This window comes from Pseudomonas sp. xss_4 (assembly GCF_043104125.1).
In the GTDB taxonomy this organism is placed as follows: domain Bacteria; phylum Pseudomonadota; class Gammaproteobacteria; order Pseudomonadales; family Pseudomonadaceae; genus Aquipseudomonas; species Aquipseudomonas parafulva_B.
This window is the reverse complement of sequence record NZ_JBICKJ010000073.1, coordinates 36,085-58,942: the sequence shown is the minus strand read 5'-3', so window position 1 is coordinate 58,942 and position 22,858 is coordinate 36,085. Positions and strand designations below refer to the sequence as shown.

Below are 22,858 nucleotides of genomic sequence, written 5' to 3'. Positions count from 1 at the left end.
GGAAGCGGTCACCCACAATCGCTGAGACAGGTGCACGTGTTGAGATTCGCGGCAGTCAGGCTACCGAAGCCAGGCTTGCCTTGGCCTGGTTCAGGCCCTTTTCATGGAAATCTCCGCTCATGTTCAGGCCTTCGGCATGAATGAACGTCACGTCGTGAATGCCAATGAAGCCCAGCACCTGCCGCAGGTAGGGTTCCTGATGGTCGCTTCCAGCCCCTGCATGGATGCCGCCGCGTGCGGTCAGTACAATGGCACGCTTGCCGTTCAACAGGCCCTGGGGGCCGGTGGGCGTGTATTTGAAGGTGATGCCGGCGCGCAGTACATGGTCCAGCCAGGCCTTGAGGGTACTTGGGATGGTGAAGTTGTACATGGGCGCTGCCAACACCAGCACATCGGCTGCCAGCAACTCGTCGGTCAGCACGTTGGAGCGGGCCAGGGCTTGGTGCTGGGCAGCACTGCGCTGGTCTTCAGGGTTCATCCAGCCGCCGAGCAGGTCGGCGTCCAGGTGCGGCACCGGGTTGGCCGCCACGTCACGCACCGTAATCTGGTCGGCCGGGTGGGCGGCGCGCCACTGCGCAGTGAAGTCCTGGGTCAGTTGGCGGGAAATCGAATCCTGCTGGCGTGCACTGCTTTCGACGATCAGAACATGGGACATGACGGCCTCCATCGGGCTGGGGTAGATGCGATGGAGGAAGGTTAACGCTTGACCTATCGATGAAAAAGCGTAAATAGTCGGTACGATTTATCGATTAATTAGTTTATTCAACTGCGCATTTTACGCTGATGCGCAACTTGATGATCTGCCGGTTGAACTTGGCGGTAACATCGGCGCGCTTGCCGGCCGGTACATTTACCCGGCGCACCCGCGGGGCTTCAGGGCCGTTGCGAAAGGTCACCTTGCAGGCGGCGGGCACCTGGCCGTAGTTCTCAAGGGTAATCGCCCCCAGGTCATAGGCCGTGTCATAGGCCGTGGCGTCCACCTTCACCCCGTCCATGTGTTTCTCCATGTCGATGGGATAGGCAAAAGCGGTCACCGGCAGGCATAGCAGCAATGCCGCACAATATTTCTTCATGGGGCGTTCTCCTTGTGTGGAACGCAGCTTAGGCCAACAGGAGCAGGACATGAAAGCGCCACGCGTGACGCTGGATCAATGGCGGACCTTGCAAGCTGTAGTCGATCATGGCGGGTTTGCCCAAGCTGCCGAGGTGCTGCACCGCTCGCAATCGTCGGTCAGTTACACGGTTGCGCGCATGCAGGAACAGCTGGGTGTCCCGTTGCTACGCATCGACGGCCGCAAGGCGGTGCTGACCGAGGCAGGCAGTGTGCTGCTGCGCCGCTCGCGGCACCTGGTCAAGCAGGCCAGCCAACTCGAGGACCTGGCGCACCACATGGAACAGGGTTGGGAAGCCGAGGTGCGCCTTGTGGTCGATGCCGCCTACCCCAGCGCGCGCCTGGTGCGTGCCCTGGCCGCCTTCATGCCGCAAAGCCGCGGCTGCCGCGTGCGCCTGCGCGAGGAAGTGCTGTCCGGGGTCGAGGAAGTGATGCTCGATGGCATCGCCGACCTTGCCATCAGCAGCTACAACATTGGCGGCTACCTGGGCGCGGAGTTGAGCGCCGTGGAATTCGTGGCCGTGGCCCACCCTGACCACAGCCTGCACCGGCTGGGACGCGAACTGACTTTCCAGGACCTTGAAAGCCAGTTGCAGGTGGTGATTCGAGATTCGGGCCGCTCGCAGCCACGCGATGTGGGCTGGCTTGGCGCCGAACAGCGCTGGACGGTCGGCAGCCTGGGCACGGCTGCCACCTTCGTCAGCAGCGGGCTGGGCTTTGCGTGGTTGCCGCGGCACATGATCGAGCGCGAGCTGCGTGACGGTGTGCTCAAACCCCTGCCGCTGGACCAGGGCGGTAGCCGCCATCCCCTGTTCTATCTTTACGCGAGCAAGGAGAAGTCCCTGGGCCCGGCCACGCAGATCCTCATCGACCTGCTGCGCAACTTCGACACGGCACCGTTGGATGTGCCCTTCGCAGCCCCGGCCCAGGTGTAAGTGTGATGGCCAGGGCCGGCTGCGAACGCGGGCCCCGGCTGGCTGTCCGAGCTGGGTGTCAAACTCGCGATCAGGCCCTGACACAATTTCAAACGCTGCGCCTGTGCCTGGCCTACCACCTGTACTGGCAGCCGTCGAAAATTCACGGCACGCTATTACTCCTTGTACATTGCGATATATCCACCGTACCGGCGGCCCTCGAAAGCAGCCGCCTCCACTTTGAAGGACCTTTGCGCCCATGCTGAAAAAATTGCTGCTTACCGCCTGTTCCGTCGCGTTCGCCACCAGCGTCATGGCATCCGACAAGACGCCGCACGTTGTGCTGGACACCAGCTTCGGCCAGGTGGAAATCGAGCTCAATGCCGAGAAGGCACCCGTCAGCACCCAGAACTTCCTGCAGTACGTGGACAGCGGCTTCTACAACAACACCATCTTTCATCGAGTAATCCCGGGCTTCATGGTGCAAGGCGGCGGCTTCACCGAGCAGATGGTACAGAAGGAGACCAAGGTTCCGATCCGCAACGAAGCCAGCAATGGTCTGCAAAACACCCGCGGCACCCTGGCCATGGCCCGCACCTCGAACCCGAACTCGGCCACCAGCCAGTTCTTCATCAACGTGGCCGACAACGATTTCCTCAACCCAGGCCGTGACGCGGGTTATGCCGTGTTCGGCAAGGTGACCAAAGGCATGGAAGTGGTCGACCAGATCGTCAATTCGCCCACCACTGTCAAGAAAGGCATGCGTGACGTGCCCGCCGACCCTGTGTTCATCAAATCGGCTAAACGCATCGATTGATCGCGGGTCTCACAGGGACGTGACCCGATTACCGGTCGGTTGAACAGGAGTTTCAACGCTGATGCTGTACCGTCGTTTCGAGCAACTGATCGACATCTTCCGTGACGCCCCCAGCGAAGCGCCGCCCAGCGGCGTGTGGGCGTTCTATTTCTATTATCTGCGCCAGGTATGGCCAAGCTTTCTGGCTTTACTGGTGGTTGGCCTGATCGCTTCGTTGATCGAAGTGGCCATGTTCAGCTTCCTGAGCCGCATCATCGACCTGGCCCAGGGCACGCCCAGCGCCAGTATTTTCAGCGAGCACAGCGGCGAGTTGATCTGGATGCTGGTGGTGGTGCTGTTGCTGCGTCCGTTGTTCTTCGGGCTGCATGACCTGCTGGTGCATCAGGCCATCAACCCAGGCATGACCAGCATGATCCGCTGGCAGAACCACAGCTATGTGCTCAAGCAAAGCCTGAACTTCTTCCAAAGCGACTTCGCCGGGCGCATCGCCCAGCGCATCATGCAGACCGGCAACTCGCTGCGCGACTCGGCGGTGCAGGCGGTGGATGCGTTATGGCATGTGCTGATCTACGCCATCACGTCGCTGGTGTTGTTTGCCGAGGCTGATTGGCGGTTGATGTTGCCCCTGGTGGTCTGGATCGTGTGCTTCATTGCCGCCTTGGCGTATTTCGTGCCACGCGTCAAAGCGCGCTCGGTGGTGTCGTCCGATGCCCGCTCCAAGCTGATGGGCCGCATCGTCGATGGCTATACCAACATTGCCACGCTCAAGCTGTTTGCCCACACCGATCACGAACAGCAGTACGCCCGCGAGGCCATCAGCGAGCAGACCGAGAAAACCCAGCTGGCTTCGCGGGTGATCACCAGCATGGACGTGGTCATCACCACGTTGAACGGCTTGCTGGTGGTCGGCACCACCGGGCTTGCCCTGTGGCTGTGGAGCCAGTCGCTGATCACGGTGGGGGCCATTGCCTTGGCGACTGGTCTGGTCATCCGCATCGTGAACATGTCGGGGTGGATCATGTGGGTGGTCAACGGCATTTTCGAGAACATTGGCATGGTGCAGGATGGCCTGCAGACCATAGCCCAGCCCGTCACCGTCACCGACCGCCCTGCTGCCCCGGCCTTGAAGGTTACCCAGGGCGCCGTGCGGTTCGAGAACGTGCGCTTTCACTATGGTGAAGCGAGGAATGTGATCGAGGGGCTGAACCTGGCGATTCGGCCCGGGGAAAAGATCGGCCTGATCGGACCGTCTGGTGCCGGGAAGTCGACCTTGGTGAATTTGCTGTTGCGTCTGTACGACGTGCAAGGTGGGCAGATTCTGATCGATGACCAGGATATTGCGCAGGTGAGCCAGGCAAGCCTGCGTGCGCAGATCGGCATGATCACCCAGGACACCTCGTTGCTGCACCGCTCGATCCGCGAGAACCTGCTGTACGGCCGCCCGGATGCGACTGACGCCCAGTTGCAGGAAGCAGTGCGCCGCGCCCGGGCTGATGAGTTCATCCCGCACCTGTCGGACGCCCAGGGCCGTACCGGTCTGGATGCGCATGTAGGTGAGCGTGGAGTGAAGCTGTCCGGCGGCCAGCGCCAGCGCATCGCGATTGCCCGTGTGCTGCTGAAGAATGCGCCGATTCTGATCATGGACGAGGCCACGTCCGCGCTGGACTCGGAGGTGGAGGCGGCGATCCAGGAGAGCCTGGAAACGCTGATGCAGGGCAAGACCGTGATCGCCATCGCCCACCGGCTGTCCACCATTGCCCGCATGGACCGACTGGTGGTGCTGGACAAGGGCCGGGTCGTGGAGGTGGGTAGCCATACTGAGTTGCTGGAGCAGCGGGGGCTGTATGCGCGGCTTTGGCAGCATCAGACAGGTGGGTTTGTGGGGGTTGATTAGGTGATGCCCAGGCTTTGAGGGTTCAGGCTTGAGGAGGGGGATGAAACCTCGCGCCTGTTCAAAACCCGGAGCCGCTTTGCGGCCCCAAGCCATAGGCTGTAAAACTGTCTCACTCTGCCCACTTCAATGGCCAGCTACCCTTGCAATGACTACGCAAGGAGGTCGCCATGATAGGCCGAGGTTCTCACCGCTTACGTCTGGGCAGGTTCTCCGAGCCCGGGCGGTTATATCTACTGACCACCGCCACCCGAAACCGTACCCCACTTTTCACACACCTGCACTACGCCAGGGCCGTGATCCAGCAGCTGCAACTCACTGCTAAGCAACGACAGTGCCAGAGCCTCGCCTGGGTACTGATGCCCGATCACCTGCACTGGCTAATCGCGCTAGGCCCCTGCAGCCTCGACGAGCTGATGCGTGAATTCAAATTACGCAGCAGTTGCGCGCTTTATACACGAGGCGCCGAGCACCAGCGAATCTGACAACCTGGCTTCCATGACCGCGCCCTTCGCCGTGACGAACAGGTACGCAGCGTCGCTCGCTACATCATCGCCAATCCAATCCGCGCCGGCCTGGTAACGCGAGCGAGCGATTACCCGCATTGGGACTGTGTCTGGCTCAATGGCCCTCTTCCCGGCGATAAGGCAACATCTCCCGTGCCTGGGCGGCATACGCCATTACCCCTTCACGCTCCTGAAGCAGAAAATCGGCCACCGCCGTGCGCAACCCGGGATGCAGCAGGTAATGCCACGAGCGCGTGATCACCGGCTCGAACCCACGAATCAACTTGTGCTCACCCTGGGCGCCAGCATCGAAACGTTGCAGCCCTTGGGCTATGGCGAAGTCCATGCCTTGATAGAAACACGTCTCGAAATGCAGGCGATCGAACTCGGCCAGGCAGCCCCAGTAACGGCCAAACAGACTGTCCCCACCTACCAGGCTCAGCGCCATTGCCACGTCCCGCCCGGCCTGGCGCGCCATTACCACGCGCAGGGCGTGGGGCATGCGCTCGGCCAGCAAGCTGAAGAACTCCCGCGTCAGGTAAGGCGCCCGGCCGCGCACAGCGTAGGTGTTGGCGTAACACAGGTAGACGAAATCCCACTGGGCTTGGTCCAGTTCGTCACCCCGGTACCAGCGAAAATCAATCCCCTGCCCCGCTACCTGCTCACGCTCCTTGCGCATCTGCTTGCGCTTTCGGGAGCTGAGGGTGTCGAGAAAATCCTGGAAATCGCGGTAGCCGCGGTTCTGCCAGTGAAACTGGCAACCCAGGCGCTCCATCCAGCCCGGCAGGCGCGCCAACTGTTCGTCCAGCGCAGGGTCGGTGAAGTTGATGTGGGCGCCAGACAGGCCGGCTTTGCTCAGGTACTCGGGCAAGGCCTGCAGTAACAAGTGCCCGGCTGCCGCATCGGCCGTCAGCAAGCGCGGGCCACTGACCGGGCTGAACGGCACGGCCCCCAGCAGCTTGGGATAGTAGGCGATGCCAGCCCGTTCACAGGCGTGCGCCCAACCATGGTCGAAGACGTACTCACCGTACGAATGCCACTTGCGGTAACCCGGCAGCAGCGCTTGCACCTTGCCCTCGTGCTCGAGCACCAGATGTTCGGCCGCCCACCCGTTGTTGCGCGCGACACTGCCGCTGTCTTCCATCGCACTGAGAAAGGCATGGCTGAGAAACGGCTGGCCTTCGGGCACCAGGGCGTCCCAGGTGGCGGCTGGCATATCACGCAAATGAGCAAGGCTATACAGACTGGTCACAGGGTCGGCTCGCGGCATCAAGGCCCCCAGTATCACCAAGCCGGGCGCCGGACTCAAATGACGATCGCCTGACGGGCTTCACTTCACAACAGTGCCACTATTCCGACATTAATCTGTCACTCGCCCCCGCAATACTTGCGCCTGTTTTCCGGAACCACAGAACCTGTCTATTCAGGCCCTTCCGGAGACATGCCAACACAGGGGCGGGCGCTCGGCGTCCCCCATCTTATTCAGTAGGGAGAACCGTATGCGTCTTGTTTCTACACTTACCGGAGCAAGCCTGACCGGCATGGTGCTGGCCATGAGCACCACTCCGGCCAGTGCGGCCGTCGACGCCAAGCTGCTCGAAATGCTCCGCGCCAATGGCTCGATCAACCAGGCGCAATACAGCGAGCTGCAGGCTGACCTGGCCCAGGAAAACAAGGAAAAGGCCGCTCAGAAGGCCCAGTCCGAGCGCATGAGTTCGTTCGAGCAAAAAGTGGCCTGGGCGGCCAAGACTCAGATCAAAGGCGACGTGCGCCTGCGTTATGAAGACGTCAACGTGGACAACCCGATTTCCCGCAGCGGCAACCAGGACCGGGAGCGTGTGCGTGCCCGTGTCGGATTCTACAGCGAGATCAACCCGCAAGTGGACGCCGGGGTGCGGGTCGCCACCGGCAGCAGCGCCGATGCGCGCTCGACCAACCAGAGCCTGGACAACTACTTCGAGAAGAAATCGTTGTGGGTGGACCTGGCCTACCTGGACTGGCACCCCACCGCCGTGCCGAACCTGCACCTGATCGGCGGCAAGATGATGCAGCCCTGGGTGAGCATGGGCGACATCATCTGGGACAGCGACATCAACCCCGAAGGCGTAGCCGCCACCTACAAGACCAACCTGGGCCCTGCCGAGGTGTTCGGCAGCATCGGCCACTACAACCTCAAGGACAACGTCGACGGCGACGGCGTGCAGTTCAAGCACGATGCACAGCTCTACGCGGCGCAGTTGGGGACCAAGTTCAACGCAGCCGACACCGTCAAGGTCACGGTGGGCGGCAGCGTGTACGGCTACGATAACGACAAGTCGTCGGCCGCGCTGCGCTCGCTGGGCAACACCACCAACGAATTCAACCTGGTCGAAGGCTTTGGCCAGGTGGACTTCACCGGCTTTGCCATCCCGCTGTCGGCCTATGGCCAATTCGTGAAGAACACCGAGAGCACCGATGGGCAGGACAAGGCCTGGCTGGCGGGTCTGAAGAGTAAGATCGGGGCCTGGAGCCTGGACTACAACTACCGCGACGTGCAGCGCAATGGCGTCGTGAGCCTGTTTACCGACTCGGACTTTGGCAACGGTTTCACCGGCTCGCGCGGTCACAAGTTCAAGGTTGGCTACGAGATCGACAAGAACTTCGCACTCGGTGCGGCCTATATGATGGCCAAGACCGACTACTCCAACCTGCCCAACAGCAACGCCGATGTGGATACGCTGCAGGTAGACCTGGAAGCCAAGTTCTAAGCACCGCCACTGCGCAAACGGCCGTCCCCATCCGGCCGTTTGCGCTTTTAGGCGGCCATCGCCAGCCTTGCCGGCTTAGCGTTTGCGCAAAATCACGCTGCCGATCGAATACCCCGCGCCAAACGAGCTGAGCACACCCAGCGCCCCTTGTGGCAGGTCATCCTGATACAGGTGCAAGGCAATGATCGAGCCTGCCGAGCTGGTGTTGGCGTAGCGGTCCAGGATCACCGGCGCTTCCTGTTCACTCACTTCACGCCCCAGCAGCTTCTTGACGATCAGGTGGTTCATGCTGAGGTTGGCCTGGTGCAGCCAGAAGCGCGCCACATCGCTGGGCTGAAGGCCGTTTTCCTGCAAATGCTCGCCCACCAGCTCCGCCACTTTCGGGCACACCTCGCGGAACACCTTGCGGCCTTCCTGGATGAACAGCTTGTCTGCGGCGCCTTCGCCCTCCTCCGCCGCGCGGTTGAGGAAGCCGAAGTTGTTGCGGATGTTATTGGAGAACTCGGTCCACAGCTTGCTGCTGACCACGTCGAACTGGTGCGCCGATGTGGCGTGATCGGCGCGTTCGAGCAGTACCGCGGTCGCCGCATCGCCAAAGATGAAGTGGCTGTCACGGTCGCGGAAGTTCAGGTGGCCGGTGCACACTTCAGGGTTGACCATGAGCACGGCCCGCGCCTGCCCCAGCGCCACGCTGTTGGCGGCGGTCTGGATGCCGAAGGTGGCGGACGAACACGCCACGTTCATGTCGAAGGCAAACCCCTGGATGCCCAGCGCCTGCTGCACTTCGATGGCAATGGCCGGGTAAGGGCGCTGCAAGTTGGAACAGGCGACGATGACCCCGTCCACGTCGGCAGCGCTGCGGCCAGCGCGCTCCAGCGCCTGGCGCGCCGCCGCCACGGCCATTTCGCACAGCACCGACGGCTCGTCGTTGGAGCGCTCTGGCAGGCGCGGTTTCATGCGCTGCGGGTCGAGGATGCCGGCCTTGTCCATGACGAAGCGGCTCTTGATACCCGAGGCCTTTTCGATGAACGCCGCATCGGACAGCGGTGCGGCTTCGACCTCGCCACGCTCGATGGCCTGGGCGTTGTCCTGGTTGAACTGCTGCGACCAGGTGTTGAAGGAGGCTACGAGTTCTTCGTTGGAGATGCTCTGGGCCGGGGTGTACAGGCCGGTGCCGCTGATCACGACATTATGCACGGTCGTTCCTCTGTTCTTGGGCCATCGCCACCCGGCGCTGGCTGGAAATACACTGATTTAGTGGCACTTTAGTACTAACTTTGCGACGAGGGCAGAGCCCACGCTTGACGGTAGCCCACCTCATGGATGCCATCACCCTGTAGGCGGTGAGCATGCAGGCGAAGCAGGGCTGTGCGCAGTGGGCCGCCAAGCGGCCCGAAATTGTCTCAATAGTGCCACAACTGTGTGAGTTTAGCCTTCCACCTGGCTCCACTGCTTGCTCAATCGCTTATCGGAAATCGGCACCTTGGTGCCCAGCTGCTGGGCGAACAGCGACACGCGGTATTCCTCCAGCCACCAGCGGTACAGGGCCAGCTGCTCGTCGCGCTTGCCTTCCTGGGCATGCTTGTCGGCACGGGCCTTGTACTGCGCCCACAAGTTGGCCAGTTCGCCACTCCATACCCGGTCCTTCTGCACCTGCGAACCCAGCTTCTCCAGGCGCAGCTCGATGGCCTTGAGGTAGCGTGGCAGCTCCTTGAACCACAGCGCCGGCGTTTCACGCACAAAGCCCGGGTACACCAGGTTGCCCAACTGCTGTTTGATATCGTTCAGGGCCACGGCCTGGCTCAGGTCGATCTTGCCCTTGAAGCGTTTCTGCAACCCGTGCCACAGCTTCAGCACCTCGAGGGTCTGCCGCGCCAGGCGCTCGGCATGCTCGGCCCAGCTGCCCCGCTTGCGTTCGGCCAGCGCCGCCAGGGCCGCGCCTTCACGGGGCAGCACCGGCTCACCGTCGAGAATGCAACTGTCCAGGCTGGCCAGCAGAATGTCTTCGACCAGCGCGTCGGCCCGGCCCATGTCGCGGTACAGCAGCCCCAGTTCGGTCAGCCCAGGCAGCTTGCCACGCAGGAACTTGGCCGGCTCGGCCAGCTGTTGCAGCAGCAGGCGCTGCAAGGCGCGGCGGTGCTGGAAGTCGGCTTCGGCCTGGGTCGAGAAGCGGCCTTCACGCACCGTGCCATTGTCCTCGACCAAGGCCGGGTAAACCGTCATCGACAGCCCCGCGATCTTTTGCTGCGCCGTGGGTTTCACTTCGCTGAAGGCCTTGGCCTGCACCGGCTGCTCGCTTTTGGCATCGCGTGGCACTGCCAGCGCTGCCTGGCTGGCGGCGGCGAACCGCGCGGTCAGCTCCGCCAGGTCACGCCCTTCGCCCAGGAATTTGCCCTGCCCGTCGACCACTTCGATGTTCATGCGCAGGTGGCCTTCGACCAGGCTGACCGATTCGTCCCAGGCCTCGTCGGGCACCCGCGCACCGGTCATGCGCAGCAGTTCATGGCCCAGGGCCTGGGGCAACGCGCCTTGGCCGAAGGTCATGCGGGCCAAGGCAGCCTTGACGAAGTCCGGCACCGGCACGAAGTTCTTGCGCAGGGCCTTGGGCAAGTTGCGAACCAGCGCCACGCACTTGGCTTCGAGCAGGCCGGGCACCAGCCACTCCAGGCGCTCGCCTGGCAGGCTCGGCAACAGGGGTGCCGGCACCCGAACGGTCACACCGTCACGGGGGTGATTGGGCTCGAAGTGGTAGGTCAAGGGCAGGCGCAGTTCGCCCACCTGCAAGCTGTCGGGGTACTGCGCGGCAGTCACCTCGCTGGCCTCGCGTGCCAGCACGTCTTCCTCGCGCATGATCAGCAGGTTGGGGTCTTTCTGGCTGCCCATGCGGTACCAGCTGTCGAAAGTGGCCGTCTGGTGGATCTCGGCCGGCAGGCGCGCTTCGTAGAACGCATAGAGCGTTTCTTCGTCGGCCAGGATGTCGCGACGGCGGGCCTTGGCCTCGAGGGCGTCGAGCGCTTCGAGCAGGCGCTTGTTGGCCGTCAGGCACTTGGCCCGCGACTGGATCTCACCACCCACCAGGGCCTCACGAATAAACAGCTCGCGGGAGGTGGCCGGGTCGATGGGGCCAAAATGCACCGGCCTGCGGCCGACCAGGATCAACCCATACAGGGTGATCTGCTCATAGGCCACGACCTGCCCGCGCTTCTTCTCCCAATGGGGCTCGAAGTGGTTCTTCTTGATCAGGTGGCCGGCCAGTGGCTCGATCCAGTCCGGCTCGATACGCGCGACCACGCGGGCATAGAGCTTGGTGGTTTCCACCAGCTCGGCTGCCATGACCCACTGCGGGCGCTTGCGCCCGATACCCGATGACGGGTGCACCCAGAACCTGCGCTGCCGTGCGCCCTGGTAATCGCCGTCTTCGGTCTTGTGGCCGATCTGGCTGAGCAGGCCGCTGAGCACGGCTTTGTGCAGCTTGGGGTAGTCGCACGGTTCCTTGTTGACCGTCAGTTGCAGCTCGCGGCAGATCAGCGCCAACTGGCGATGGGCGTCGCGCCACTCACGCAGGCGCAGGTAATTGAGGAAATGCTTGCGGCACCAGTTGCGCAAGGGGTTGGCCGTCAACGCCTGGCGCTGTTCCTCGAAACCTCGCCACAGGTTGACCAGTGCGGCGAAGTCCGAATCCACGTCCTTCCATTGCGCGTGGGCCTGGTCGGCGGCCTGCTGGCGCTCAGGGGGGCGTTCGCGTGGGTCCTGCACCGACAAGGCGCTGGTGACGATCAGCACTTCCTGCAGGCTGCCCAGGCGCGCGCCTTCGAGCAGCATGCGGCCCAGGCGCGGGTCGATGGGCAGCCGAGCCAGCTGACGCCCGACCGGGGTCAGCTGATTTTCACGGTTGACCGCCGAGAGCTCTTGCAGCAGGTTGAAGCCGTCGCTGATCGCCTTGCCGTCTGGCGGTTCGATGAAGGGGAACGCGTCGATGGCCCCCAGGCGCAGGTGTAGCATTTGCAGGATGACGGCCGCCAGGTTGGTGCGCAGGATCTCGGGGTCGGTGAAAGCCGGTCGGCTGTTGAAGTCTTCTTCGCTGTACAGACGCACGCAGATGCCCGGCTCCACCCGTCCACAGCGGCCCTTGCGCTGGTTGGCGCTGGCCTGGGACACGGCTTCGATGGGCAGGCGCTGCACCTTGGCGCGGTAGCTGTAGCGGCTGATGCGCGCCGTGCCGGTATCGATCACATAGCGGATGCCGGGGACCGTCAGCGATGTTTCGGCCACGTTGGTGGCCAGCACCACGCGCCGCCCGGCATGGGGCTGGAAGATCCGCTGCTGCTCGGCCGGCGACAGGCGCGCGTACAAGGGCAAGATTTCGGTATGGCGCAACTGCGCCTTGCGCAGAATCTCGGCGGCGTCGCGAATTTCGCGCTCACCGGGCAGGAAGATCAGCACATCGCCCGGGCCCTTGCCCTGGCCGCGCTCGTGCTGGGCCAATTCGTCGAGGGTGGCAAGGATAGCCTGATCGACGGTGAGGTCGTCCTCGATCGGGTTGCCTTCCTCGTCCTGTTCGCTGATCAGCGGGCGATACCAGGTTTCCACGGGGAAGGTACGGCCGGACACCTCGATGATGGGCGCATTGTCGAAATGCTTGGAAAACCGCTCCAGGTCGATGGTGGCCGAGGTGATGATGAGCTTGAGGTCGGGCCGCCGGTGCAACAGGGTCTTGAGGTAGCCGAGCAGGAAGTCGATGTTCAGGCTGCGTTCGTGGGCTTCGTCGACGATGATGGTGTCGTAGCGTTCCAGGAAGCGGTCGTGCTGGGTTTCGGCCAGCAGGATGCCGTCGGTCATGAGTTTGACCAGTGTGTTGGCATCGCTCTGGTCTTCGAAGCGCACTTGATAACCCACCAGGCCGCCCAGCGGAGTGCCCAGTTCCTCAGCCACCCGGGCGGCGACACTGCGCGCGGCGATCCGGCGTGGCTGGGTGTGGGCGATCAGGCCATGGCTGCCGCGGCCCAGTTCCAGGCAGATCTTGGGTAACTGGGTGGTCTTGCCCGAGCCGGTTTCGCCGGCGATGACCAGCACCTGGTGTTCGGCCAGGGCTTTTTTGATCTCGTCGCGCTTGGCGGCGATGGGCAGGCTGTCGTCGTAGCGCACCAATGGCACGCTCTGCTGGCGGGCGGTGACCTGGGCGCAGGACGCCTGCACCCGCTCTGCCCACTGCGCCAGCTTTGCCTCGTCGGGGCGCTTGCGCAGTTCATGCAACTGGCGCCGCAGGCGGTGGCGGTCGGCGATCATGGCGTGGTCGAGGTTTTGCAGCAGTTTGTCGATGGCGTGGTCAGTCATTGGGCTTTTCGGTGATGCAGGTGGGCCTGCGGTGTAATCGGCATTCGAAAGAGGTGTGATTGTCGCAGATTTGGTTATTGCTTGCTGGGGGTGCTTGAAAGGTTGGGCTGGCGGGTCGGTTTGAGGGTTCAGTTTCTCTCGGCGGGGCTGGAGCTGGCGGGTGCGCAGGTGATGGACGGCGACTTGGGTGGGGGCAGGGATTTGCGAACTGGCTGAGGTCGCCTGAACCGCTTTGCGCCCGTCGCGGCGAGCGTTTCAGTGTTGTTGTGTGCGGGCCGGTAGCGGCCTGTCGTCAGGCAGGCCCTCATTTTCATCACGTTGGCCGGGTGAGCCGACCCCTGAACAAAACCGCTCGAACGCTTAAGGCTCGAACGGCTTCATTGCAGGGATCACCGCACAGGCAATTTACTTGCCCGTCCACTCCTTCACTCGCTCTGGGTGCTTGGCCACCCAGTCCTTGGCGGCCGCCTCGGGCTTGGCGCCTTCCTGGATAGCCAGCATCACCTCGCCGATCTCATCCTTGGACTGCCAGCTGAACTTCTTCAGGAACTCGGCCACTTCCGGGGCCTTGGTGGCCAGCTCCTTGCTACCGATGCTGTTGACGGTCTCAGCAGCGCCATACACGCCTTTGGGGTCTTCAAGGAACTTGAGTTTCCATTTGGCGAACATCCAGTGCGGGACCCAGCCAGTCACGGCGATGGACTGCTGCTTGGCGTAGGCACGGCCCAGCTCGGCGGTCATCGCAGCACCGGAACTTGCCTGCAGCTTGTAGCCGGTCAGGTCGTAGTCCTTGATCGCCTGATCGGTCTTGATCATGACACCGGAACCCGCATCGATGCCGACGATTTTCTGCTTGAACGAGGAATCGGTCTTCAGGTCAGCGATGCTCACCGCCTTGACGTACTCAGGCACGATCAGGCCAATCTTGGCATCCTTGAAGTTAGCGCCGTAGTCGACCACGTTGTCCTTGTTCTTGGCCCAGTACTCACCATGGGTCACCGGCAGCCATGCCGACAGCATGGCATCGAGCTTACCGGTGGCCACGCCCTGCCACATGATGCCCGTGGCCACGGCTTGCAGCTTCACATCGTAGCCAAGCTTCTGCTTGATCACCTCGGCGGCCACGTTGGTGGTAGCCACACTGTCTGCCCACCCATCCACGTAACCAATGCTGACTTCTTTGGCCATGGCCTGTGCGCCGCTCAAGGCCAGTGCCAGGGCGGTACCCACGCCCAGGAAACGACGCATTTTTGTTGAAGTAGCCATCAAAGCATTCCCTCGTCAGGTCTTGGAGATTCCATCATCTGCCTGCAACCAAGCCAGACCTGATCCAAGTACGACGCCCAGGCGCTCATACGCGACAGCACTGTGCCATTAGCGGCAGCGGCATGGACCTGCCTGCGCGATCCTTGCATGCCAAAGGTTTGGCGCCGGGCTACTATTGGCCCTTTTGCCCCCGACGATGGACCGCCCGATGCCCAGTTCTCCCCGCCTGCTGACATGTCTATATACCCTTGCCTGCCTGATCGGTCTGCTCGGGCTCGGTGGGCTCTGGTACGGGCTGGGCAGACCGGTGAACCTGCCAGACGCCGCCAATGCCACGCACAAGCTGCAGTGCGCATCCTATACCCCGTTCGACAAAGACCAGTCGCCCTACGACCAACCCATGCAACTGCGCCCGACGCGCATGGACGCCGACCTGGCCCTGCTCGCTGAGCGATTCCAGTGCATCCGCACCTATTCCATGAGCGGTCTTGAGGCTATCCCGGCGCTGGCGCGCAAGCATGGCCTGAAGGTGATGCTCGGGGCCTGGGTCAATGCCCACCCGGCCGATACCGACCGGGAAGTCGCGCTGCTGATCGCCGCCGCCAACGCCAACCCCGATGTGGTCAGCGCCGTCATCGTGGGTAACGAGACCTTGCTGCGCAAGGAAGTCACCGGCAAACGACTGGCCGAGTTGATTGCGCGGGTCAAGCGTCAGGTAAGCGTGCCGGTCACCTATGCCGATGTGTGGGAGTTCTGGCTGCAGCACCCTGAGATCGCGCCTGAAGTGGACTTTCTCACCATTCACTTGCTGCCGTATTGGGAAGACGAGCCACGGGGCATCGACGATGCGCTGGCCCATGTCGCCGACATACGCCGGCAGTTCGGCGAGCGCTTCGCGCCCAAGGACATCCTGATCGGTGAAACCGGCTGGCCCAGCGAAGGCCGACAGCGTGAAACCGCCCTGCCCAGCCGGGTCAACGAGGCGCGCTTCATTCGCGGCTTCGTCGCCATGGCCGAGCACAATGGCTGGCGCTATAACCTGATCGAAGCTTTCGACCAGCCCTGGAAACGCGCCAACGAAGGTGCCGTGGGGGGGTATTGGGGCTTATACGATGCCGATCGGCAGGACAAAGGCATCCTCGAAGGGCCCGTCAGCAACTTGCCCGACTGGCCCACTTGGTGGCTGGGGTGCGCGGCGCTGGCAGCGCTGATGCTGTGCATGGCCGGGCGACCCCGCACACGCACAGGCGCGTGGGCCATGCCGCTGCTGGCCATGTTCGGTGCGGCGTGTCTGGGCCTGTGGGGCGAGTTGATGCGCAGCCACGCCCGTTTCGCCCCGGAGTGGGTGTGGGCAGGGCTGTTGGCGGGGTTGAACGTGCTGGTACTGGCCCGGGCACTGCTGCATCTGGCCCAGCCGCCAGGCGTGCGCGGGCGCTGGTCTGACTGGCTGCAAAAGCGGGCCGGCGGGTTGCTGCTGCTGGCCGGCTTTGCAGGCGCCGTGAGCACATTGGCAATGGTGTTCGACCCCCGCTACCGCAGTTTTCCCAGCGCAGCGTTGGCCTTGCCAGCCCTAGTGTTCGTGCTGTGGCCCGTGCTGACACGGCGACGGGAGGCTACCTTGCTGGCAGGTATCATCGGCCTTGGCATACTGCCGCAGCTATTCATCGAAGGGCTGAACAGCGGACAGGCCTGGCGCTGGGCAGCCGTGAGCGCGCTGATGACGGCTGCCCTGTGGCGCAGCCTGAGGCTCGGCCGCGCCTGATACCTCTTTCCGTCAGCGTCACGGAGCGCCGCCTGGCGGGCGCTCATTTACCTGACCAGACGCAGCCCCGCCAGCACCAATGCAAATACAGCGATGCTCGCGGTGTACAGCACCAATGCTGGCACTGCGAATAACAGGGCAATGCCGGCCAGCCATTTACCAGTCCGCCCCTTTAGCAGCCAGCCAAGCGCTGCCAGGGCCAGCCCGACCCAGGCCAGGACCTGGTGGTGAATACCCAACCCCAGCAATGCCCGAACCTCGCACTGCCAATAGGCTGCTGGCTGAGTGCACAACCCTACCCACTGCCCGTCCTCCATCAGCCCGTAGCGCACGCCATAGCTGGCAGCGAGCCAGAGCCCGACGAACATCAGCAGTAATGCGCCAGGTAACGTGCGACCCATTCATTTCTCCACGGTGATTGATCGAAAAAATCCATGATCGCCTACGCCACGGTCTAAGGCAAAATACCTCGCCTACCTCGACGTTCAGATAACAGGCACACCAAAGGCCATCACGCCCGGCAACTTTGCCACGGCCATCGTGGTCTTAGCTTGCACACGCGCCACCTTGCGTTCTTTTGGGGGATTACATGCTTCGTTCTTTGCGCCTCGCTGCCGTTCTTGGCAGCCTGCTCATGGCTGTGGCCGCTTCTGCGCGGGATATCGACGCCGCGAGCTATGGCTACCCCCTGACCAACCCGTTCGAGGCGACCATCGCCACGACGCCGCCGGACCAGCGCCCGATGCTGCCCAGCGATGACGAGATCGACCAGTCCGACTACAGCCTCACCTTGCGCCCCGAGCGTGAATTCACGCTGCCGGACAACTTCTGGGCGGTCAAGAAACTCAAGTACCGCATGGCCCAGCAGGACCACGCCGCCCCGTTGATCTTCATCATTGCCGGCACCGGTGCGTCCTACAGCAGCAGCATCAACGAATACCTTAAAAAGCTGTACTACAAGGCCGGCTTCCACGTGGTGCAGTTGTCCTCGCCCACCAGCTACGATTTCATCAGCGCAGCGTCGCGCTTCGCCACGCCCGGCATCAGCCAGGATGACGCCGAAGACATGTACCGGGTGATGCAATCGGTCCGCGCCCAGCACCCTCGCCTGCCCGTGACCGAGTTCTACCTGACCGGCTATAGCCTGGGCGCCCTCGATGCGGCCTTCGTCAGCCACCTGGATGAAACCCGGCGCAGCTTCAACTTCAAGCGTGTGCTGCTGCTCAACCCACCCGTGAACCTCTACACCTCGATCAACAACCTGGACAAGCTGGTGCAGACCCAGGTCAAGGGGATCGACCGGAGCACCACGTTCTATGAGCTGATGCTGGAAAAACTCACGCGCTACTTCCAGGAAAAGGGCTTTATCGACCTCAACGAAGCGCTCTTGTACGATTTCCAGCAGTCGCGCCAGCACTTGTCCAACGAACAGATGGCCATGCTCATCGGCACCTCGTTCCGTTTCTCGGCCGCCGATATCGCCTTCACTTCCGATCTGATCAACCGTCGCGGCCTGATCATCCCACCGAAGGTGAAGATCACCGAAGGCACGAGCCTGACGCCCTACTTCAAGCGTGCCTTGCAGTGCGATTTCGATTGCTACATGACCGAACAGGTCATCCCGATGTGGCGTGCCCGCACCGGTGGTGGCACCATCCTGGAGCTGACCAATCAGGTGAGCCTGTACGCGCTGGCCGACTACTTGCAAAACAGCCCCAAGATCGCCGTGATGCACAATGCCGACGACGTCATTCTCGGCCCAGGCGATATCGGGTTCCTGCGCAAGGTGTTCGGTGATCGCCTGACCCTTTATCCCCATGGTGGCCATTGCGGCAACATCAACTACCGCGTCAACAGTGACGCCATGCTGGAGTTCTTCCGTGGTTAACAAACTGCTCTTTGCCACGGCCCTGCTTGCCGCAGGCCATACCCTGGCCGCCGAGACCGCACCCAGAGCCAGCGTCGTCGAGGCTGATCCGCAGGTGATCGGCACCGCCCCGCTGGCCCCGGAAGCCGACGGCTTCCTGGATCCGCTGCGCGAGTTGAAATTCAACCCGGGCCTGGACCAACGTGAATTCGAGCGCTCCACCCTCGAAGCGCTGAACGTCTACGACCCGCTCGAGTCGATGAATCGCCGCATCTATCATTTCAACTACCGCCTGGACCAATGGGTGCTGCTGCCGCTGGTCAATGGCTACCAGTACGTCACCCCGCGTTTTCTGCGCAGCGGGGTGACCAACTTCTTCAACAACCTGGGGGACGTGCCCAACCTGTTCAACAGCGTGCTGCAGCTCAAGGCCAAACGCTCGGCCGAGATCACGGCACGGCTGATGTTCAACACGATCATCGGGGTAGGCGGTTTGTGGGACCCGGCGACCAAGATGGGCCTGCCGCGCCAGAGCGAGGATTTCGGCCAGACCCTGGGCTTCTATGGCGTGCCGGCAGGCCCTTACCTGATGCTGCCGCTGTTGGGCCCTTCGAACCTGCGCGACACCGCTGGGCTGGTGGTGGATTATTCCGGCGAGCAGGCGATCAATTACCTGGACATGGCCAAGGTCAGCCGCGAAAATCCGGAATTCTTCGGCCTGCGGGTCATCGACAAGCGCTACACCACCAACTTCCGCTACGGGCAGATGAACTCACCGTTCGAGTATGAAAAGGTGCGCTACGTCTATACCCAGTCGCGCAAGCTGCAGATCGCCGAGTAATCTGGCAGCGCCACTGCCGTCACAGCAGCGGCGCGGTCGCTTTCAACGCCTTTTCTTTTCGTACAGCCTTGGGGCCCCGTCCGGTCGGGACTTGAACCGGCGGTGGGCCCACAGGTACTGCTCGGGGCATTCGCGCAGCACCTGCTCTACCCACTGGTTGATCCGCAGGCAGTCAGCCTCTTCGCTTTCACCGGGGAAATCGCTCAACGGGGGATGAATCACCAACCGATAGCCGCTGCCGTCTTCGAGTCGCTTCTGCGTGAACGGAATGACCTGGGCGCGGCCCAAGCGCGCGAACTTGGTGGTGGCCGTGACCGTGGCTGCCGGGATCCCGAACAAGGGCACGAACAGGCTTTGCTTGGCGCCGTAGTCCTGATCGGGCGCGTACCAGATCGCGCGGCCGGCGCGCAGCAGCTTAAGCATGCCCCTGACATCCTCGCGCTCCACGGCCAGTGAGTCCAGGTTATGCCGTTCGCGTCCGCTGCGCTGGATGAAATCGAACAGGGCATTGCCATGCTCGCGGTACATGCCGTCGATGGTGTGACGCTGGCCGAGCAAGGCCGCGCCGATTTCCAGGGTAGTGAAGTGCACCGCCATCAGGATCGCCCCCTGCCCCGCCTGCTGGGCGGCCTGCAAGTGCTCGAGCCCCTCGACATGCGCCAGGCGCGCCAACCGCGCCTTGGGCCACCACCAGCTCATGGCCATTTCGAAGAAGGCGATGCCGGTCGAGGCGAAGTTGGCCTTGAGCAAGCGCTGCCGTTCGTCCGCCGACCGTTCGGGGAAGCACAGTTCCAGGTTGCGCGCGGCGATACGCCTGCGCTCACCGGCAAAGCGGTACATGATCGCGCCTAACGCCGCACCCAGTTTGAGCAGTACACGGTAGGGCAACTGCACCACCAGCCACAGCAGCCCCAGACCCAGCCACAGGCCCCAGAACTTGGGATGAAGGAAATAGGGACGAAAACGCGGGCGATCCATTGAAGCTTCCAGCAAGACATGGGCCGCGCATTCTACAACGGATCGGCTCATGTTGCGGGCAACCGGTCTTATCGTTATAAGTCAGGGCACTTTTTCCGCAACAAGCCGTCTATGCAGACCATGAGCCCAAACCACACCTCCGACACTCCCTCCGTGTTCCAGCTCAAGGGCAGCATGCTTGCCATTACCGTTCTGGAACTGGCGCGCAATGACCTTGAAGCCCTTGATCGCCAGTTGGCGGCCAAAGTGGCCCAGGCGCCGAACTTCTTCAGCAATACGCCGTTGGTGCTGGCGCTGGACAAGCTGCCGGCCGGCGAAGGTGCGATCGACCTGCCTGGCTTGATGCGCATTTGCCGCCACCATGGCCTGCGGACCCTGGCCATTCGCGCCAACCGCATCGAAGACATTGCCGCGGCCATCGCCATCGATCTGCCAGTACTGCCCCCGTCCGGCGCCCGCGAGCGGCCACTGGAACCCGAGCCCGAGGCCAAGAAGCCCGAGCCGGCCCCTGCCCCGCCACCGGTGCTCGAACCCGAGGTACGCGCCACGCGCATCATCACCGCCCCGGTACGTGGCGGCCAGCAGATCTACGCCCAAGGGGGGGACCTGGTGGTCACCGCTTCGGTCAGCCCGGGTGCGGAACTTCTTGCCGATGGCAACATCCATGTGTACGGCGCCATGCGCGGCCGTGCCCTGGCAGGTATCAAGGGCAATACCAAGGCGCGTATCTTCTGCCAGCAGATGACCGCTGAAATGGTCTCGATTGCCGGCCAGTACAAAGTGTGCGAAGACTTGCGCCGCGATCCGTTATGGGGCGCTGGCGTACAAGTCAGCCTGTCTGGCGACGTGTTGAACATCACCCGTCTTTAACGGATACTTGCCAGCATTTTTAGAGCAACTTTTTTATCGTTGCCGTTATTTCAGTTATTTGCAGGGACTTGCGTCCCGATCATTTTAGGGGTGAAACACCTTGGCCAAGATTCTCGTGGTTACTTCCGGCAAAGGGGGTGTGGGCAAGACCACCACCAGCGCCGCCATCGGTACCGGCCTCGCACTGCGTGGCCACAAGACGGTCATCGTCGACTTCGACGTGGGCCTGCGTAACCTCGACCTGATCATGGGCTGCGAACGCCGTGTGGTTTATGACTTCGTCAACGTGGTCAATGGCGAAGCCAACCTGCAACAAGCCCTGATCAAGGACAAGCGCCTGGAAAACCTGTACGTGCTGGCGGCCAGCCAGACCCGTGACAAGGACGCCCTTACCCAGGAAGGCGTCGAGAAGGTCCTGATGGACCTGAAGGAGCAGTTCGAATACGTGATCTGCGACTCGCCGGCCGGTATCGAGAAAGGTGCCCACCTGGCCATGTACTTCGCCGACGAGGCCATCGTGGTCACCAACCCCGAAGTGTCTTCGGTTCGTGACTCCGACCGCATGCTCGGCATTCTGTCGAGCAAGTCGCGCCGCTCGGAAAACGGCGAAGAGCCGATCAAGGAACACCTGCTGATCACCCGTTACCATCCCGAGCGCGTCGTCAAGGGCGAAATGCTGAGCGTGGCCGACGTGGAAGAGATTCTCTCGATCAAGCTCAAGGGCGTGATTCCCGAATCGCAGGCGGTGCTCAAGGCATCCAACCAGGGTATCCCGGTCATTCTCGATGACCAGAGTGATGCCGGCCAGGCGTACAGTGACGCAGTCGACCGCCTGCTGGGCAAAGAGAAGCCGATGCGCTTCATCGATGTACAGAAGAAGGGATTCTTCGAGCGCATTTTCGGGAGCAAATAAACCATGAACCTTTTTGACTTCTTTCGTGGCAGACAGAAACAGACCAGCGCGTCGGTGGCGAAAGAGCGTCTACAGATCATCGTGGCGCACGAGCGCGGACAACGCAGCGAACCGGACTATCTGCCCGAGTTGCAGAAGGAACTGCTGGAAGTGATTCGCAAGTATGTGAACATCGGCAACGACGATGTGCACATCGAGCTGGAAAACCAGGGCAGCTGCTCCATTCTTGAGCTGAACATTACCCTACCGGATCGCTGATCCGGCAGAGAGCCGGGGCTGCGCTGCAGCCATTCGCGGCACGAGGCCGCTCCGACAAGGGATCGCACTCCCCTGTCGGAGCGGCCTTGCCGCATATGGAGTGCAGCACCGCCCCGCTTTTTCTCCTGATTCAACAGAGACCACGCAATGCCGCTGTCGACCATTCAGATCCTTCACGAAGACGCCGCCATCCTGGTGATCAACAAGCCGACGCTGCTGCTGTCGGTCCCTGGCCGGGCTGAAGACAACAAGGATTGCCTGATCACCCGTCTCCAGGAAAACGGCTATCCCGACGCGCTGATCGTGCATCGTCTGGACTGGGAGACGTCGGGCATCATCCTGCTGGCCCGTGATGCCGACAGCCACCGCGAGCTGTCGCGCCAGTTCCATGACCGGGAAACCGAGAAGGCCTACACCGCCCTGTGTTGGGGGCAGCCGGCACTGGACAGCGGCAGCATCGACCTGCCACTGCGGTATGACCCACCCACCAAGCCACGCCACGTCGTGGACCATGAACAAGGCAAGCATGCGCTGACGTTCTGGCGGGTGGTGGAACGTTGCGGCGAGTACTGCCGTGTGGAGCTGACACCGATCACAGGGCGCTCGCATCAACTACGTGTGCACATGTTATCGATCGGCCACCCACTGCTGGGTGATCGGCTGTATGCCAACCCTCAGGCCTTGGCCGCCCACGAGCGGCTGTGCCTGCATGCATCGATGCTCAGCTTTACCCACCCGTTGTCCGGTGAACGCCTCAAATTCGAGTGCCCGGCGCCGTTTTGA

At 62.5% G+C, this 22,858-nt stretch carries 19 protein-coding genes and 1 pseudogene; 12 read left to right on the top strand and 8 right to left on the bottom strand.

The features are described 5' to 3' along the window. Window positions 1-55 precede the first annotated feature (55 nt). Window positions 56-655, bottom strand: a complete 600-nt coding sequence (locus tag ACF8GB_RS16485) for an FMN-dependent NADH-azoreductase (RefSeq protein ID WP_058604201.1) — start codon at window positions 653-655, stop codon at window positions 56-58. Between the two features lie 103 nt (window positions 656-758). Beyond that, window positions 759-1,073, bottom strand: coding sequence for a hypothetical protein (locus tag ACF8GB_RS16480; RefSeq protein WP_058604200.1), 315 nt, complete (start codon window positions 1,071-1,073; stop codon window positions 759-761). Window positions 1,074-1,122: 49 nt separating this feature from the next. Here ACF8GB_RS16480 and ACF8GB_RS16475 point away from each other — a divergent pair, with 49 nt between their 5' ends. The 4 genes and pseudogenes from ACF8GB_RS16475 to ACF8GB_RS16460 all read left to right on the top strand — a co-directional run. Then, window positions 1,123-2,046: a LysR family transcriptional regulator gene (locus ACF8GB_RS16475; protein ID WP_058604199.1), complete on the top strand. Its 924-nt coding sequence runs from the start codon at window positions 1,123-1,125 to the stop codon at window positions 2,044-2,046. Window positions 2,047-2,284: 238 nt separating this feature from the next. After that, window positions 2,285-2,842, top strand: a complete 558-nt coding sequence (locus ACF8GB_RS16470; RefSeq protein ID WP_196186404.1) for a peptidylprolyl isomerase — start codon at window positions 2,285-2,287, stop codon at window positions 2,840-2,842. A gap of 61 nt (window positions 2,843-2,903) precedes the next feature. Next, the gene (locus ACF8GB_RS16465) at window positions 2,904-4,736 is read left to right on the top strand and encodes an ABC transporter ATP-binding protein (RefSeq protein WP_058638042.1); all 1,833 of its coding nucleotides are present in this window, start codon (window positions 2,904-2,906) and stop codon (window positions 4,734-4,736) included. Between the two features lie 167 nt (window positions 4,737-4,903). Then, window positions 4,904-5,356: pseudogene (locus ACF8GB_RS16460) on the top strand (transposase); the annotation flags it as partial. On the opposite strand, the gene ACF8GB_RS16455 reads toward ACF8GB_RS16460, so the two are convergent. Next, window positions 5,355-6,509: a GNAT family N-acetyltransferase gene (locus tag ACF8GB_RS16455; protein ID WP_153010288.1), complete on the bottom strand. Its 1,155-nt coding sequence runs from the start codon at window positions 6,507-6,509 to the stop codon at window positions 5,355-5,357. The pseudogene ACF8GB_RS16460 and the gene ACF8GB_RS16455 sit on opposite strands and share 2 nt — an antisense overlap. A 229-nt stretch (window positions 6,510-6,738) precedes the next feature. On the opposite strand from ACF8GB_RS16455, the gene ACF8GB_RS16450 reads away from it, so the two are divergent. Beyond that, complete coding sequence (locus tag ACF8GB_RS16450) at window positions 6,739-7,986, top strand: putative porin (RefSeq protein ID WP_058604196.1); 1,248 nt, start codon at window positions 6,739-6,741, stop codon at window positions 7,984-7,986. Window positions 7,987-8,061: 75 nt separating this feature from the next. Here the strand turns inward: ACF8GB_RS16450 and ACF8GB_RS16445 are convergent, their stop codons facing one another. The 3 genes from ACF8GB_RS16445 to ACF8GB_RS16435 form a co-directional block, all read right to left on the bottom strand. Beyond that, window positions 8,062-9,183 carry a beta-ketoacyl-ACP synthase III gene (locus ACF8GB_RS16445; protein ID WP_058638040.1) on the bottom strand — a complete coding sequence of 374 codons (1,122 nt, stop codon included), beginning with the start codon at window positions 9,181-9,183 and terminating at the stop codon, window positions 8,062-8,064. 231 nt (window positions 9,184-9,414) lie between these two features. Continuing rightward, on the bottom strand, window positions 9,415-13,320 hold the full coding sequence (hrpA, locus tag ACF8GB_RS16440) for an ATP-dependent RNA helicase HrpA (protein ID WP_392527333.1): 3,906 nt from the start codon (window positions 13,318-13,320) through the stop codon (window positions 9,415-9,417). 405 nt (window positions 13,321-13,725) lie between these two features. Then, on the bottom strand, window positions 13,726-14,586 hold the full coding sequence (locus ACF8GB_RS16435; RefSeq protein WP_058604193.1) for a glycine betaine ABC transporter substrate-binding protein: 861 nt from the start codon (window positions 14,584-14,586) through the stop codon (window positions 13,726-13,728). A gap of 196 nt (window positions 14,587-14,782) precedes the next feature. Here ACF8GB_RS16435 and ACF8GB_RS16430 point away from each other — a divergent pair, with 196 nt between their 5' ends. After that, a complete protein-coding gene (locus ACF8GB_RS16430) occupies window positions 14,783-16,348 on the top strand; it encodes a beta (1-6) glucans synthase (RefSeq protein WP_392527330.1) in 1,566 nt (521 codons plus the stop codon). Between the two features lie 47 nt (window positions 16,349-16,395). On the opposite strand, the gene ACF8GB_RS16425 is transcribed toward ACF8GB_RS16430, so the two are convergent. Continuing rightward, complete coding sequence (locus ACF8GB_RS16425) at window positions 16,396-16,749, bottom strand: hypothetical protein (protein WP_058638037.1); 354 nt, start codon at window positions 16,747-16,749, stop codon at window positions 16,396-16,398. A 188-nt stretch (window positions 16,750-16,937) separates the two neighbouring features. On the opposite strand from ACF8GB_RS16425, the gene ACF8GB_RS16420 reads away from it, so the two are divergent. Both ACF8GB_RS16420 and ACF8GB_RS16415 read left to right on the top strand, forming a co-directional pair. Further along, entirely contained in the window at window positions 16,938-18,236 is a 1,299-nt protein-coding gene (locus tag ACF8GB_RS16420; RefSeq protein WP_058604190.1) for a serine/threonine protein kinase, read from the top strand. Next, entirely contained in the window at window positions 18,229-19,056 is an 828-nt protein-coding gene (locus ACF8GB_RS16415) for a VacJ family lipoprotein (RefSeq protein WP_058638036.1), read from the top strand. The genes ACF8GB_RS16420 and ACF8GB_RS16415 overlap by 8 nt, the downstream gene beginning before the upstream one ends. Window positions 19,057-19,098: 42 nt before the next feature. Here the strand turns inward: ACF8GB_RS16415 and ACF8GB_RS16410 are convergent, their stop codons facing one another. Then, window positions 19,099-20,034, bottom strand: a complete 936-nt coding sequence (locus ACF8GB_RS16410) for a lipid A biosynthesis lauroyl acyltransferase (protein ID WP_058604188.1) — start codon at window positions 20,032-20,034, stop codon at window positions 19,099-19,101. A gap of 111 nt (window positions 20,035-20,145) precedes the next feature. Between ACF8GB_RS16410 and minC the strand changes: the two genes are divergently transcribed. From minC to ACF8GB_RS16390, 4 genes are all read left to right on the top strand, one after another. Continuing rightward, the gene (gene minC, locus ACF8GB_RS16405) at window positions 20,146-20,904 is read left to right on the top strand and encodes a septum site-determining protein MinC (RefSeq protein ID WP_058604187.1); all 759 of its coding nucleotides are present in this window, start codon (window positions 20,146-20,148) and stop codon (window positions 20,902-20,904) included. 100 nt (window positions 20,905-21,004) lie between these two features. Then, window positions 21,005-21,817, top strand: a complete 813-nt coding sequence (gene minD / locus ACF8GB_RS16400) for a septum site-determining protein MinD (protein WP_012313198.1) — start codon at window positions 21,005-21,007, stop codon at window positions 21,815-21,817. A 3-nt stretch (window positions 21,818-21,820) separates the two neighbouring features. Continuing rightward, entirely contained in the window at window positions 21,821-22,075 is a 255-nt protein-coding gene (minE, locus tag ACF8GB_RS16395) for a cell division topological specificity factor MinE (protein ID WP_009682849.1), read from the top strand. Between the two features lie 147 nt (window positions 22,076-22,222). Then, a complete protein-coding gene (locus ACF8GB_RS16390) occupies window positions 22,223-22,858 on the top strand; it encodes an RluA family pseudouridine synthase (RefSeq protein ID WP_058638035.1) in 636 nt (211 codons plus the stop codon).

Bases quoted from the DNA above. Each gene is read 5' to 3' on its own strand.
- minE (WP_009682849.1), top strand. From the start codon at position 21,821: ATGAACCTTTTTGACTTCTTTCGTGGCAGACAGAAACAGACCAGCGCG.
- ACF8GB_RS16425 (WP_058638037.1), bottom strand. From the start codon at position 16,749: ATGGGTCGCACGTTACCTGGCGCATTACTGCTGATGTTCGTCGGGCTC.
- ACF8GB_RS16475 (WP_058604199.1), top strand. From the start codon at position 1,123: ATGAAAGCGCCACGCGTGACGCTGGATCAATGGCGGACCTTGCAAGCT.
- ACF8GB_RS16470 (WP_196186404.1), top strand. From the start codon at position 2,285: ATGCTGAAAAAATTGCTGCTTACCGCCTGTTCCGTCGCGTTCGCCACC.
- hrpA (WP_392527333.1), bottom strand. From the start codon at position 13,320: ATGACTGACCACGCCATCGACAAACTGCTGCAAAACCTCGACCACGCC.
- ACF8GB_RS16465 (WP_058638042.1), top strand. From the start codon at position 2,904: ATGCTGTACCGTCGTTTCGAGCAACTGATCGACATCTTCCGTGACGCC.
- minC (WP_058604187.1), top strand. From the start codon at position 20,146: ATGCAGACCATGAGCCCAAACCACACCTCCGACACTCCCTCCGTGTTC.
- ACF8GB_RS16420 (WP_058604190.1), top strand. From the start codon at position 16,938: ATGCTTCGTTCTTTGCGCCTCGCTGCCGTTCTTGGCAGCCTGCTCATG.
- ACF8GB_RS16390 (WP_058638035.1), top strand. From the start codon at position 22,223: ATGCCGCTGTCGACCATTCAGATCCTTCACGAAGACGCCGCCATCCTG.
- ACF8GB_RS16410 (WP_058604188.1), bottom strand. From the start codon at position 20,034: ATGGATCGCCCGCGTTTTCGTCCCTATTTCCTTCATCCCAAGTTCTGG.
- ACF8GB_RS16450 (WP_058604196.1), top strand. From the start codon at position 6,739: ATGCGTCTTGTTTCTACACTTACCGGAGCAAGCCTGACCGGCATGGTG.
- ACF8GB_RS16485 (WP_058604201.1), bottom strand. From the start codon at position 655: ATGTCCCATGTTCTGATCGTCGAAAGCAGTGCACGCCAGCAGGATTCG.
- ACF8GB_RS16480 (WP_058604200.1), bottom strand. From the start codon at position 1,073: ATGAAGAAATATTGTGCGGCATTGCTGCTATGCCTGCCGGTGACCGCT.
- ACF8GB_RS16455 (WP_153010288.1), bottom strand. From the start codon at position 6,509: ATGCCGCGAGCCGACCCTGTGACCAGTCTGTATAGCCTTGCTCATTTG.
- ACF8GB_RS16435 (WP_058604193.1), bottom strand. From the start codon at position 14,586: ATGGCTACTTCAACAAAAATGCGTCGTTTCCTGGGCGTGGGTACCGCC.
- ACF8GB_RS16430 (WP_392527330.1), top strand. From the start codon at position 14,783: ATGGACCGCCCGATGCCCAGTTCTCCCCGCCTGCTGACATGTCTATAT.